This is a genomic window from Nostoc sp. (genome assembly GCF_036917095.1).
GTDB lineage: Bacteria > Cyanobacteriota > Cyanobacteriia > Cyanobacteriales > Nostocaceae > Nostoc.
Map to the genome: position 1 here is coordinate 13,801 of NZ_JBALFH010000026.1, position 14,439 is coordinate 28,239.

10 protein-coding genes are annotated in these 14,439 nt (G+C 41.2%); 8 read left to right on the forward strand and 2 right to left on the reverse strand.

Annotation, left to right across the window (positions count from 1 at the left end; genetic code table 11):
- The first annotated feature begins 87 nt into the window (after positions 1–87).
- Positions 88–5,136, forward strand: a complete 5,049-nt coding sequence (locus V7L01_RS13555; protein ID WP_335035504.1) for an nSTAND1 domain-containing NTPase — start codon at positions 88–90, stop codon at positions 5,134–5,136.
- 110 nt (positions 5,137–5,246) lie between these two features.
- Here V7L01_RS13555 and V7L01_RS13560 read toward each other — a convergent pair whose 3' ends face one another.
- Positions 5,247–5,594, reverse strand: a complete 348-nt coding sequence (locus tag V7L01_RS13560; RefSeq protein ID WP_335035506.1) for a hypothetical protein — start codon at positions 5,592–5,594, stop codon at positions 5,247–5,249.
- Between the two features lie 863 nt (positions 5,595–6,457).
- Between V7L01_RS13560 and V7L01_RS13565 the strand changes: the two genes are divergently transcribed.
- The 5 genes from V7L01_RS13565 to V7L01_RS13585 all read left to right on the forward strand — a co-directional run bounded on the left by V7L01_RS13565 (position 6,458) and on the right by V7L01_RS13585 (position 11,466).
- A complete protein-coding gene (locus V7L01_RS13565) occupies positions 6,458–7,291 on the forward strand; it encodes a photosystem II manganese-stabilizing polypeptide (RefSeq protein WP_335035508.1) in 834 nt (277 codons plus the stop codon).
- An 851-nt stretch (positions 7,292–8,142) separates the two neighbouring features.
- Positions 8,143–8,919, forward strand: coding sequence for an RNA polymerase sigma factor SigF (locus V7L01_RS13570; RefSeq protein WP_335035510.1), 777 nt, complete (start codon positions 8,143–8,145; stop codon positions 8,917–8,919).
- 166 nt (positions 8,920–9,085) lie between these two features.
- The gene (locus V7L01_RS13575) at positions 9,086–9,958 is read left to right on the forward strand and encodes a hypothetical protein (RefSeq protein ID WP_335035512.1); all 873 of its coding nucleotides are present in this window, start codon (positions 9,086–9,088) and stop codon (positions 9,956–9,958) included.
- 2 nt (positions 9,959–9,960) lie between these two features.
- The gene (locus V7L01_RS13580; RefSeq protein WP_335035513.1) at positions 9,961–10,212 is read left to right on the forward strand and encodes a hypothetical protein; all 252 of its coding nucleotides are present in this window, start codon (positions 9,961–9,963) and stop codon (positions 10,210–10,212) included.
- Between the two features lie 351 nt (positions 10,213–10,563).
- Positions 10,564–11,466: an ABC transporter ATP-binding protein gene (locus tag V7L01_RS13585; RefSeq protein WP_335035515.1), complete on the forward strand. Its 903-nt coding sequence runs from the start codon at positions 10,564–10,566 to the stop codon at positions 11,464–11,466.
- A 2-nt stretch (positions 11,467–11,468) separates the two neighbouring features.
- On the opposite strand, the gene V7L01_RS13590 is transcribed toward V7L01_RS13585, so the two are convergent.
- Positions 11,469–12,149, reverse strand: coding sequence for a tetratricopeptide repeat protein (locus V7L01_RS13590; protein ID WP_335035517.1), 681 nt, complete (start codon positions 12,147–12,149; stop codon positions 11,469–11,471).
- A gap of 695 nt (positions 12,150–12,844) precedes the next feature.
- On the opposite strand from V7L01_RS13590, the gene V7L01_RS13595 reads away from it, so the two are divergent.
- The gene (locus tag V7L01_RS13595; protein WP_196528493.1) at positions 12,845–13,171 is read left to right on the forward strand and encodes a YbjQ family protein; all 327 of its coding nucleotides are present in this window, start codon (positions 12,845–12,847) and stop codon (positions 13,169–13,171) included.
- A gap of 336 nt (positions 13,172–13,507) precedes the next feature.
- On the forward strand, positions 13,508–14,140 hold the full coding sequence (locus V7L01_RS13600; protein WP_335035519.1) for a hypothetical protein: 633 nt from the start codon (positions 13,508–13,510) through the stop codon (positions 14,138–14,140).
- The last annotated feature ends 299 nt before the right edge of the window (positions 14,141–14,439 follow it).

Sequence of the window (14,439 nt, forward strand, 5' to 3'; positions counted from 1 at the left end):
CATTAGTTAATTGTCCTTTGTCATTGGTCTTTTGACTAATGGCTGATGACTAATGACTAATAACTGATAGCTAATAATTAATAACCAATGACTAATGACAAACAGCTACGCCTGTACACCAAAGAAAATCAGCATACTTTGCAAAGGCTGAGTAGAGCGATAGCGCTCTCCGAAGGACAATTTGCCCTGATTTTAGTTCGATGTAACTATGGGCAATTACGCGAGCAAATGTTAGAGAATATTCGCTCCATCACCCAAGATATCTATATCAGAGAAATCGTTCTCAATCCATCAACTACTTCCTTACACAGCACAATAGTCTCAGAACTATCTTTAGATAATCCTGCCGTCCTTACAGACTCTTTGCCATCTGCTGTGATGGTTTTCGGTATTGAGTCAACTACCGACCTAGAAAACTTACTTACAGGCATCAACCAAGCACGAGATATCTATGCTACGACTTTTCCATTTCCAGTAGTGTTGTGGCTACAAGATGAAGTCGCATCATTACTTTCAAGATTAGCGCCTGATTTCAAAAGCTGGGCTGCAACCACTATTAAATTTGAAATGGCCAAAGCAGATTTAATTGCTTTGATCCACCAAGAGGCAGAATCTCTATTTGCCAAAGTTTTAGAAGCAGGTGCTGAAACATTTTTATCTAATGCCTTCCTAGATTTAGATCCTAAATCCCAACACCGTCACGAAATAGAATCAGCCCGTAATGATTTGCTGCGTCTGTACGGCGTTCAATTAACACCAGGATTAGAAGCTAGTTTAGAATTTGTGTTGGGGCGAGATAAATACGCCAACGATCAAATTAATGGTGCTTTAGCCAATTATCAAAGAAGCCTAGCATTATGGCAGCAGGAAGCAAGAAGAGTCGCAGAGTGGGAGAGTAATTCTTTTTTCCCCCTCTCATGTCCTCACCCTACCCCTCCCTCGTCTTTACTCAAGCAAGCAATAGTACTATTCCACCTGGGGTTGTGTTATCACCGAATGGCAGACTTATACCAGAATACTAGTAGCTATTGCGAACATGCTCTGTTGTGGTTTAAACAATGCTTGCAGCTATTGGAAGAGGTACAAAGAGAAGACTTAGTTGCTAAATTTATTTTACCTGCTTGTGAAATGCTGCAACGCTTACAAGCCTGGGATGACTTAAAAAAATTAGCTCAAAAGTCATTACATCTACATAAAACTTATGGAACTTCCGCACAAGTTGCCCAAAATTATGGCTTTTTGGCAAATGTAGCGGCTTCTGAGTCGAATTGGGTGCTAGCTCATGAATTAGCGAATACAGCACTTTCTATCTCCGAAGAAGCAACAGAAGTTTCTCTGCGAGACGCTTCGCGAACACAAAGGCAAGAAAGTTGGTATCTTCTCTTGCTAGCACGTACACAACGGCATCTGGGTGAGTCGGAAGAAGCTATCAATAACTTGGAATGGGCCAGGGTAGTTTGTGAGCTACAACATCAGCCATCACTTTACTTAGAGATTTTAGAGGAACTGCGATCGCTTTACTTTTTTGAGCGTCATGACTATATAGAAGCCTTTAAGCTGAAGCAAGAAAAAATTCAAATAGAACATCAGTATGGCTTTCGTGCCTTCATTGGGGCAAGTCAATTGCAGCCACAACGCCCCAGAATTAACCCAGTACTGGAATCTCACAAAATACCATTTATTCCAGAGGAAGTTGCCCAAGAAATATCTGCTTCTGGACGGCAGCAAGATGTCAATCGCTTAATTGAAAGAATTACCCGCGCTGACTACAAACTTACAGTAGTTTATGGCCCATCAGGTGTAGGTAAAAGTTCAATCCTCAAAGCTGGTTTAGTCCCGGCACTTAAGGGAAAAGTTATCGGCGAACGCATTCCTATACCTATTGTTTTGTCTGTTTACACTGATTGGATTACAATCTTGATAAGCAGTATAAACCAAGCGTTAGCATATACAGAAATATCGGTTAATCTTGACTCTACACCTACTATACTGCTAGAAAAAATTCGATTAGCATCTGAGCGCAATTTTACAATAATTATAATATTAGACCAGTTTGAAGAATTTTTCTTTGTTAGTAATCATACCACACAAAGAATAGAATTTTACAAATTTCTTAGTGAATGTTTAAATATTTCATTTGTCAAAATTATTCTTTCATTAAGAGAGGATTATTTACATCATTTATTAGAATTTGAACGTTTGAGTCAGAGAAATAGTACTGGATTATATGACTTAGGAGTAATTAATAAAAATATTCTCGATAAGGACATTCGCTACTATTTAGGAAAATTCTCTAGCCAGGATGCCAAAGCGATAATTCAGAGTCTTACTCAACGTTCACATTATGAACTGAGTGATGAATTAATTAACCGATTAGTCCAGGATTTGACAGGAGAACTAGACGAAGTACATCCAATTGAACTACAAATAGTTGGTGCTCAACTCCAAATAGAAAACATTACCACACTCGGACAATATAAGCTTTGCGGTGGTTCGGCAAAATTAGTGGAACGCTGGCTTGGGGAAGTTATCAAAGATTGCGGTCAGGAAAACGAAGAGTTAAGTTGGAAATTATTATTTGAATTAACTGATGAAAAGGGGACGCGACCGTTAAAAACTAAAGCTGATTTAGCGGCTGCATTAGTTAATAATCATGATATAGAGACAATATCAAGCTTTGACACAGTTGGGGAACTGATTTTAGAAATATTGGTGGGTTCGGGGTTGGTGTTGCGAGTCAGAGAAGAGTTAGGCGATCGCTACCAGCTAGTTCACGATTATTTAGTGGAGCCAATTCGCCAAAAGAACAATTATGGGATGCTCGCCGAATTAGAAAAAATTAAACTTGAAAAAACTCGAGCTGAGGTAGCCCAAAAACTTAGTCAAAAGCAACTCAATCTAGTATTGCAACGGCGATTGCGGGAAGCACGGATAGCAGGTGCAATCCTGGCAGTCATGGGGGGAACAATCGCAGCATTATGGTGGCAAGCCGACTTACAGAAAAAAGCAGCATTCCGCCAAACTCTACGAGCTGAACGCAGTGAAAGCAACTTGAAAATTAGTGCGATTACTGCTGCTAGCGAAGCTTTGTTTGCGTCTAATAAAGAGTTTGATGCCCTATTAGAAGGTTTGCGGGCTTGGAGAGGACTTAAGCAGGCAGATGGAGTGCAGCCAGATACCCGAATGCGCGTGGTGACAGCCCTACAACAGGCAGTTTATGGGGTAACTGAGGTTAACCGCTTGGAAGGGCACACTGATATTGTCTGGGGAGTAACTTTCAGCCCAGATGGTCAGTTGCTAGCATCAGGTAGCCGAGATCGGACAGTAAAACTTTGGCGTCCTGACGGTACCTTACTCCAAACCCTCAAAGGTCACACTGATGCTGTTACCTGTGTAAGTTTTAGCCCTGACGGTCAAACTCTAGCGTCCGCTAGCCTCGACAAAACAGTGCAAATCTGGCACAAAAACCCGGTTACAGGTGAATTTGGCCCTAAGCCATATAAAACCCTAAAAGGACATGAAGATTGGGTTTATAGCGTTAATTACAGTCCTGATGGCGAGTTGTTAGCTACTGGCAGTAAGGATAAAACCGTAAAACTCTGGCGCAAAGACGGTAGCTTAGTAAAAATACTGAGAGGACATCAGGGGTGGGTTAACTGGGTAAACTTCAGCCCCGATGGTCAATTCATCGCCTCGGCAAGCGACGACAAAACAGTGAAAATCTGGCGTCGGGACGGTAGCCTCGTTACAACTTTGCAGGGACATCAGCAGGGTGTGGTTGTAGCTGTTTTCAGCCCAGACGGTAAATTATTGGCGTCAACAGGTCGAGATAAGACAGTGAAACTTTGGCTCAGGAAAAATAACACCACTAAAGACAGTTTTGACTTTCGTCTTTACAAAACTTTACGGCAACATAGCAGTACGGTGTGGAGTTTGAGCTTTAGTTCCGATAGTAAAAAGTTAGCTTCCGCAGGTGAAGACAATACCATAAACTTTTGGAGTAGCACTGGTACCTTACTCAAAACCTTCAAAGGACACAGCGATGCTGTTGTCAGTATTGCTTTCAGTCCAAATAACAAATTACTGGCTTCGGGAAGTTTCGATAAAAGCGTGAAACTGTGGAGTTTAAATGCCCCAACACCATCTATTCTTCAAGGGCATCAGGATCGAGTTTTGAGCGTTGCTTGGAGTCCCAACGGTCAGATGCTAGCTTCTGGTAGTAGCGATCGCACTGTCAAACTTTGGCAACGATACAGCAGTAATGGCGAGGTCAAAACCCGGCTTTACAAAACGTTAGTGGGGCACACAAATAAAGTTCCCAGTGTCAGTTTTGACCCAAAGGGGGAAATGCTGGCTTCAGGAAGTTATGACAAAACTGTGAAACTTTGGCGGCTTGACGGTACTTTAATCATGACTCTCCACGGACATAGCGATAGTGTGATGAGCGTAAGTTTCAGCCCTGATGGTCAGTTTTTGGCATCAGCTAGCAAAGATAAAACAGTGAAACTTTGGAACCGAGAGGGCAAGTTGCTCAAAACCTTGGTGGGGCATCAGGGTTGGGTAAATAGCGTAAATTTCAGCCCTGACAGTCAGATTTTAGCTTCCGCCAGTGACGACCAAACTGTAAAACTTTGGCGCTGGGATGGTACTTTGCTGAAAACTTTTTCGCCTCATGACAGTTGGGTGTTGGGTGTCAGCTTTAGTCCCACTGACGAGTTGCTGGCTTCTGCTAGCTGGGATAACACCGTGAAACTGTGGCGACGGGATGGGACATTGTTAAAAACCTTATTAAAGGGGTACAGCGATAGCGTCAATGCTGTAACTTTTAGCCCCAATGGTGAATTGCTTGCCGCCGCCAGTTGGGACAGTACAGTGAAACTTTGGAGCCGTAAAGGCAAATTAATTAAAAGTCTCAATGGGCATCGTGCTCCGGTATTAAGTGTCAGTTTTAGCCCAGATGGTCAAACATTAGCATCAGCTAGTGATGACAACACGATAATTCTATGGAATTTACACCTTGATGATTTGCTTGTTCGTGGTTGCGACTGGGTGGGCGATTACCTCAAACACAACCACAATCTTGAAAAGCGCGATCGCCTTCTTTGTCATGGCATAACCAGTTCAAAGCCTTTTTAATTACGAATTACGAATTAGGTTGAAGCCTCAATGAGCAACCGCTCTTGGTTTAGCGGTTGATGAGGCGATCGGAGTTGTTAATTCACAGCTAGAAACTTATTTCGAGCTAATCAGCCAAAAGAGCGATTGCTCTCCAAAACTTCATGGTTATTTTCTTTGGGAGTCTCTTGTGGCAAATTCGCTAAAAATGCTTGTAGTCTCATGCGCTCAATATAAGGCCAGCCTCCCTCAGACTCAATATCTTTCAGCAGTGAGTAGAGTTGCCGACGGTTAACAGGCAAACTCTCTTGAAAAACCCCATCGCGGATCTCTCGGTGTAACTGCTCCAATTGCCTAAGCATTGCTAAAAGAGCTACAGTATCGCCTTGACAACCCTGAACTGCATCATGCACAACACTTGCGATCGTTTGCAGTTGAGAGGACAACTTCTCTGATTCAAAATTTTTGTTATTGTTCATGCCACCTTTTCCGTATAAATGAGGCCAACTCAAATTTACCGGAGATTTTTAATTTTCCCTAGCTCGCCAGCCTAGATTCATTAGCTGTCACTCTAGACAAGCAGTAAATGAGATGTACCTTCTATAAGCTTCTATATGGTTTTTCTGAACTCACCCTGTCCTCGCCTCCCTGCGTTTGCCCTAGTCAGGGGTGAATATAACTAGATTTGTATCATTATCAAAAGCAATTGCGATCGCTCCTAAAAGAGCGTAGTAACCTTTAGCATAGCCTCCACAGCAGCTAGATGCGATCGGGACGAGACTTTCTTGGATTTTGAGTACTTTGATTTTGAGTTAAAAAAAATCGTATGATCTGGCTGATTTGCCCATCAAACAATGGGCTGTATGTAGTGGCGTCACATACATAATACAAAAAGACTTGGGCGACGCCGCTTTTGCCATAGGCAAGAGCAAAGTGCGAAGCAGACTCCTCTCTTCGCACTCTTCGAGGCAAGCACTTATGCCGCTCTGTGTGGGGCTTACTCATCTACGCGCCCAACTCTAAACAAATGCCACCAACAGTGAAACTGCTGGTTTTTTGCTCCCTTAGTTACACACATCCAAAATGGATGTAGTGTGCTACTTAGTCTGGAGCTTACACTCGAAGATCCAGAGAGCGACACGTTTAACACGTTTAGCAACAGAAAAGTTTGAGCGGCGGCTGACAACCTAGACGCCCGAACACTTGTTTGAACTCTGGCAATCAGAGTGAAGCAGTGTTCGACCGAGCATAGCTTTTCGCAGAGTAGCGGCTTCTCATCAGAGATCAAAGCTTCGATGCAGTTTTACAACTTAGATATTAATTTTTGAGATTGAGGTTGACCATGAGGTATCGCGCTTTAATTGTTGCATTCTTGGCTTTGTGCCTGGGTTTAATAACTGCTTGTAGTGATGCTCCTGCTACTAGCAGTAGAGATGTACTCACTTACGATCAAATTCGTGGAACTGGCTTGGCTAACAAATGCCCCCAACTAGCAGAAACAAGCCGTGGCTCCATTCCCATTGATACTAGCCAGTCCTATGCCATCAAAGAACTTTGCTTGGAACCAACTAGCTTCTTCATCAAAGAAGAACCTGCTAATAAACGCCAAGAAGCAGAATTTGTTGCTGGCAAATTGTTGACTAGATACACTTCCACCATTGACCAGGTGCAAGGCAACCTAAAAATAAACCCAGATAATAGCCTGACCTTTGTGGAAACTGATGGTCTTGACTTCCAAGCTATCACTGTGCAACTTCCTGGTGGTGAGCGAGTACCTTTCCTCTTCACCATCAAAAACTTGATTGCTCAAACACAACCCAGTTTGACCAGTATTAACACCTCCACGGACTTTGAAGGCACTTTCAAAGTTCCTTCCTATCGTGGTGCTGCCTTCTTAGATCCCAAAGGTCGTGGTGTCGTCAGTGGCTACGATAATGCCGTGGCTCTCCCCGCCCAAGCAGATGATGAAGAACTGACTCGCACTAACGTCAAGCGTGCTGAAAATCTTAATGGCAAGATTTCTCTGCAAATCGCTAAAATAGATGGCTCTAGTGGTGAAATTGCTGGCACTTTCGAGAGCGAACAGCCATCTGATACAGATTTAGGTGCTGGCGAACCTAAAGAAGTTAAGATTCGCGGTCTATTTTTTGCACGGGTTGAACCAACTCGTGGCTAAATCCTCTTAAATAACTCCACTGACTCGCACTTAGAATGACAATTCTGTAAGGATTCAGACTCGATCGCAAAAATTAACTTATTTACCCTTTTTTTTCAGGAGGGTAGATAAGTTTTTTACAAAATGGGGAAAAGTTAAAGCCGAGCAAAATTGTGGGCGCAATAGTCCTTGCAATTGGGGAAGGTTTGATATCTCGTTCTTGTAGGCGGCTTGGTTCATCCCTTTAACTTTTCCCTTTTATTAAAAAACTATGGACTTACAGCAGTTTTCAGGTATCTAGATCGCGACTCAGATCGGGAATGTTAGTAAGGAGTGGTGTAGTTCAATTACTTAAAAAGCGTTGTAAGTATAACAAAGGGCATCTCGCCCTTTTTTATTGGCTTGCGTAAATATACATAGTAATTTTTAATTTTTATTAGGATTTTTTAAATATTAGATGAACCTTAGTTGGATAGATACGTAATTGTACTGCCAATCATATTTTTGCTGCTCCAAAAACATCCCGAATAGTATTGTTTTCTTTCTATAAATTAACTTCACCATTAATTAATTCAAATTAAGTACAATCTCGGTTTGATATTTAGTGATTAATTTTATATTTTATTTCTATGTAGTTCTAAAAAACCTACAGATCGTACCAAAGAATAAATAACAAACTAAATACCGATTTCGCTCATTTAAATTTTGCTCAATTGTCAAGCACTCTATGGAATTTTTTCTAGATAAATATTGTTATCTATCATAGTTTTTGCTAGGACATATAGCCCGATATTGTCTTTGATGTCGTGCGATCGCAGCTTAATCTAAAAGCGAATAATTGATTCTTTAATTTGCTCAATAAACCCGGTGCTATGCCTACCACAGTCACCAATGAACTAAAACACGAAATTTGGCAGTTGTTGCGAGAATATCAGCAATCTCCGTCAGAAAATGTCCGCAATCAACTGGTAAAACTCAATTTTGGGCTTGTGAGAAAAGAAGCTCACTACTGGACGAATCAATGTCATGAAACCTACGATGATTTGCTCCAGGTTGGATGTTTGGGTTTAATCAGAGCTATTGAAAGATTTGAACTTTCCAAGGGACATGCCTTCAGTTCCTATGCTCTTCCTTATATTCGGGGTGAAATTCAACACTATCTCCGAGATAAAGGTGTCACCGTGCGAATTCCTCGGAGGTGGTTAGCGCTACAACAGCAAGCAATAGGAGTTTCACGTTCTTGGCGTGAAAAACATAATCGCCAACCAACCGACTCGGAATTAGCAGCAGCCCTAGAAATTACTCCCAACGAATGGCAAGAAATTAAATTAGCATGGGTTAATCGCGCCCCCTTAAGTCTCGATGTGCCAATCCAAGATGGAGAAGAAGGCTCTACCTGCTTGGGAGAATTGGTTCCAGATCCTAACTATCGTAGTTTTCAACTGGCACAAGAAGACCAACTTCGCTTACAACAAGCATTAGTTCAGCTAGAAAAACGCACCCGCGATGTATTGGAATGTGTGTTTTTGCAAGATTTGACACAAAAACAAGTTGCAGAACATCTAGGCATCAGTGTAGTAACGGTTTCCCGTAGAGTCAAGAAAGGTCTGGATTTGATGAAACAGCTTATGGGTGTAGCAGAAGATTGATTGCAAATAAACACCAAACCGCAGTTATGCTGGGTAGGGAGTGCTAATAATCACCCTTGAAATGTAAAAAATTAGGTTATAAAGGGAACATACTTTGCCTTTGATACTAATTTCAGGCATGTTGATTTCCATTTTTAAATTTTCCAATGGCTTTTGAGAACAGCTCATGGGCAGAACTTCAAAAATTACAATTGCAGCTATTTTAACTTTGGCGATCGCTGGATGTGCTTCTGAAGATACACCACAAGCCATCAATCCTGCGCCAATTCCCAAAATAGCAACAAAGTCGCCACCAGCGGCTCAATCCTTTAAGAATCCAGTGATACCTGCCAAACAGGTTTCACAAGTTGCTCCTGCATCTGTTAACTTGATTCAATCCACTAATGCTACAGAGCGAGTACCGCTAATTTTGCTAGCAAAAAATCGAAGTGACCCGTTTGCACAACTTTTTGGGCAGACGGTTTTCGGAACGCCTACAACACCTAGAAGACCTCTTCCCGTGTTGCCTAAGCTACCTACTGCATCACTAGCAGGACGAAAACTTCCAACACGCACCATAGCTTTGAATCCAAAGAACATAGCTTTAAATCCAAAGAAAAATAACGTTTCTTCTGTACGCAAAAAAGTCAATCCTAGCTTGATTTCAGTCTTGCCTAAGGTTTTGCCTCAAGTTGTTTCCAACCCCACTTTAGTATCTGTATTGCCACCACCAGCACAACCTGAGTTAGCAAAGGCAGTTCTTGTGACTGGTGTAGTTCTAATTAGTAAGGAACCACAGGCGATTATCAAAGTACCCGATGAGCCAACGAGTCGCTATGTGCAGGCGGGACAGCGATTAGCAGATGGCGTACTGATTAAACGTATTGAAATGAATCAAGGCTACAACCCAATCGTGATTCTGGAACAATATGGTATTGAAGTTGCCAAAATGGTAGGGGAAGGGGCTGTCAATTCAACGCCGTCAGCTGCACCTGCTAGCGGCAATCCTACTTCTGTGACAACGCCCCCCTCAAGTCCTTCTAATGTTGGAGCTTCATAAAGATGGAGACTAAGGAAAAAATTGAATTCGCTGGTTTGCCTTTAACAGTATATAGAGAAATAGCAGCTCATTTACGTCAAGTCGATGGGGTGGAAGTGGATTTAATTCCCCAGTCATCCCAACAGTTTGATTACAATCAAAGTCAAGTTGGTGGCTTGTCCATCTCGTGGACAGCAAACTCTGGTTCAGACAGTCGGCAACAAGTTTACCAAATTTTGGCTTACTATCAAAATCGCTATATGAATCTTATTTGATTTGTGAAAATCGAAGCCTTAGATTCCCGATTTCTCAGAGAAGTCGGGAATTTTGTTGTTCGCGAATAATTATGTGTGACTTTTCATGGAATGTGACTGGAAAAGGTCATTTTGAGGGTTTCTCAAGCCCTGATTTTTCAGTTATCTATTCTCATTAACTTAGAGCTATTGATAATTAGCTTCTAGAAAAAGCCAGGCTTTTTAGGGGCTTGAGGACTTACCGTGAAAAGTCAGTAAAACATCCTCTAAGATATAGACTGACTTATTTTAAATTTAAACAGAAGTCTAAGAGTTGGCTTCCGGCCATCAAAACTTTGGTGATTTTAAATTTTTAATTGGAGCAAAGTGACTATGGCTGCTGCTGTTTTTCTAGAAAACGTCTACAAGTTTTACAACAATGTACCTGTAGTCAATGACTTATCATTCAAAATTGAAGCGGGGGAGATATTTGCTCTACTTGGCCCAAACGGTGCGGGTAAATCAACCACAATTCGGATGCTGACTACACTAACGAAACCGTCTCAAGGACGGATAGAAGTAAATGGATATGATGTGATGAACCAAGCAATGCTGGCAAAACAGAGTATTGGCGTAGTCTTGCAGCAAGTCAGTGTGGATAACGATTTAACCGTTTGGGAAAATATGGAACTGCATGCGAGACTACATCACATTAGCAACCCGCAGCGACAAAAACTAATTAGTCAATGGCTAGAGTATGTTGAGCTAGCAGAAAAACGCAATGATTTGGTAAAAACCCTGTCTGGGGGTATGAAACGACGGTTGCAGATTGCGAGAGCTTTATTGCATCAACCACAAATTTTGTTTTTGGATGAACCAACGGTAGGACTAGACCCCCAAACCAGGAGACGCCTCTGGGAAATTATTCGGGATTTGAATAAACAAGGGATGACGATGCTACTGACGACTCATTATATGGATGAGGTCGAATTTTTGTGCGATGCTTTTGGCTCTACCAAGCCAGGACGCATCGGTATTATGGATAGCGGTAAGCTGATTTCTTTGGGAACTTTACAACAGCTCCGTTCTGCTCACGGTGAAGGTTTGGTGATGAAGCAATTGGGTGTGTCTGAAGTGGGGAGTGATGGCGCTCGTCGCTGGGAATATTTGTTTTTCCCATCCTTGGAAGCAGCAAATCTCTACTTAAATGAACAGCCCGATAAAACCGGAATGATGGTGCGTCCCTCTAATCTGGAAGATATTTTTGTGGAATTAACGGGACGCCAGTTAGATTAACCTCATCCTCCTAATTGTCGCAGCATGGCTTCTACCCTTTCTACGCCATCTGAGTCATTGCGCCGCTTGTACAAGTCGCGGGCTTTTTGAAGCAAGCTGTTCGCTTGCTTGGTTTGTCGTCGCTGTTTATACATTGAACCCATCAACTCATAAGTCTGAGCATTGTTCTTATCCAAGTCGATTGCTTGTTGATATGCCCAGGTAGCAGCATTATAGTCTCCCATACGCGATTGCGTCACAGCTAATCCTAAATAGGCATTAACGTTGTTACGGTTCAGCTGTATGGCACGACGGTAACCTTCCTTTGCCCCAGCCGTGTCGCCCAAATTCGCTTTGATGTAACCTACTGCGTAGTAAAAATCACTATTGTTAGGACTGATGCCGATCGCACGACGATAAGCTGTTAATGCTGCCTGGTAATTTCCCTGTTGAGCGTATAAATACCCAATCCCTGAATGAATTTTAGCATTCTTGGGATCTAGACTAGCTGCTTGCTGATAAACAGCGATCGCACCACCATAATCGCCGGTATCCACTAACCTCCGTCCTTCTTCTAGGAGTTGCTTTAATTCTGGGTTTTTGGCTTGCGCCACTAATACCTGAGCCTGAGCCACTGAAGGTATGCTGAAGGCAAAACATCCTAATAACACCACACTAAACACAAATGTTGTTGGCTTGTACACAGTAAATTTCCTGAAATTTTAGAGGACTTTTTTCTTGTACATTAAAACAAAAATATTGGCTTTTGAAAACTGTATTTCTTCGTATTGATTAAGATGTGAATAGTTCCTCCACTCTTTCCTTTACAATCAGCACTACATAACGGAGTTATTACTGAAGAATGAAGTATCAGCTATCAAGGTTCAGATGAAGTTACCATACATATAAATCAGTACAACTGCAAAATGACACCTCTTTTAGTCAGTAGTTATACCTGTTAGCCAGAAAATCCCAACAGGTATCAGACTTAATCTTAGATAGTGATGGACCAAGCTTGCAGGGTTTGACATTCATTCCTGTTTTTATTTAATTTAATAATTTCTTGACTCTGTATCCAATTTTTTTCACATTTTAGTCCTTTGTACTACCCTTTGCAAAGCTACCATTTAGGCGTTTACATCATTTTTTGCTCATTACACGGTAATATAAATTCAACAAGTAAAAGATTCCTTGAATTCCTGCTTTGTCAGGACAATACTACAAAAAAAGCTGTAGTTACGATGGCATTTTACCCCAGATGGAAGCGATCGCAATCTAAAATTGTGAGAGGATATTGATCTAACCTGTGTTCTGTAATCAAACTTACAATTGCTAAAGTATTTTGATAAACTTATGAATAATAAATATCAACCTATATCTTAATCTAAGAGGCTAACTTATGATTATAACTACCACTGATGTGATTCAAGGAGCCGTTATTGAGTCATATTTAGGTATTGTGACAGCAGAAGTAGTCTATGGTAGCAATTTCTTGCGGGATTTTTTGGCTGGTATTCGAGATATTATCGGTGGACGCACTGGTAGCTATGAGCGTCTATTTGAGCAGGGTCAACGCAAGGCATTAGAAGAATTAGAACAACGAGCACAACGTCTAGGAGCGAATGCTGTGATCGGAATTGAAATTGATACTGGCACAATCAATATTGACCAATCAGGAGTTCTTTTGCTGATTACTGCCACAGGCACTGCTGTGAGGATGCGTTAATTTTTGATTATTTTTACTTTTGACAATCATTACAAAGTTTTAGTTAGATTAAGTTTAATTACATACATCTTTAAGGCTAGTTTATGATAACTAGCTAATAGTTGTATTTTAAGTTTAGAATTTTATTTTGAAAATAAAATTATTAATACATAAAAAAATACTAAAATATATTAAAAATTGTTAAAATTAATCTATTTTTTCTTACTAAAGATAGACCTATTAAATCTTTCTATCGATAGAGATTAAAACAGCTCATTTAGTTATTTAATTTTAAGCAGAAACATGAATATACCTAAGCAGCAGCTTTAGCTGAAACAGCACTGGAGAACATAAGCTATGTCATACGTAAATCGGACAGGTAATGACGCTATTCATACTGAGCCTGCGGTAGCAGGCCGAGTAGCTGAATATCACGATCTTGTTCGCTGGGGGCCGATTATCTCTGGTTTGTTAGTTTCCTTAGCTACCCAATTAATTTTGAGCGCTATAATTGGTGCGGTTGCGGCAGGCACAGTTGAAAGTTCAGGTGCACCCAGATCAATTGCCCCTAACGCTGCGGGTAATGCGGGACTTTGGTCAACTATCGCTTTACTAATTTCCCTATTTACTGGTGGTTGGGTTACAGCCCGTGCTTGTGGGCCAATGAACCGCAATACAGCTCTTCTTAACGGCGCAATTCTTTGGGCAACGACTTTGGCAGTTAGCTCATGGCTTTTAGCAAGTGGAGTATCTGGTGCTTTTGGTGTTGCTGCTTCTAACGCTGGGGAAGTCATAAACCAGGTACAACAGCAAGGTGGCGTTAATGTACCACAAGCAAACATAAGTGCCCAACAAGCTCGTGATGCAGCAGCTAATTTGCGTTCGGGATTGTGGTGGTTTGTGTTTGGTTCTTTGTTGGGTTTAATAGCCTCAATGATTGGAGCGGTAACTGGTGCTCGCAGTCCCCGGACTAACAATTACAATACCTAAATAATTGTTTGAAAAATCAAATGTTATTTATTTTTAAATAAAAGCACCTTAAAAAAGGTGCTTTTTGTTTATTATTTAAGGTTGGCATTTCTAGCGTTAGATTATATTCTTATATAGTAAAATTTTAAACCTGTAGAGACGCAAAATTTTGCCTTTATAGCAACAATTTTAGACTGAACTGAAGAGTATCGCAGCATATCTTATTTCTGGAGTTTAGACTAAAAGCGATATGAGAGAACGCAAATCAAAAGGAATTAGAGGTTAAAAATATTATCTTGTCAGCCTTAAAGCATCCTGAC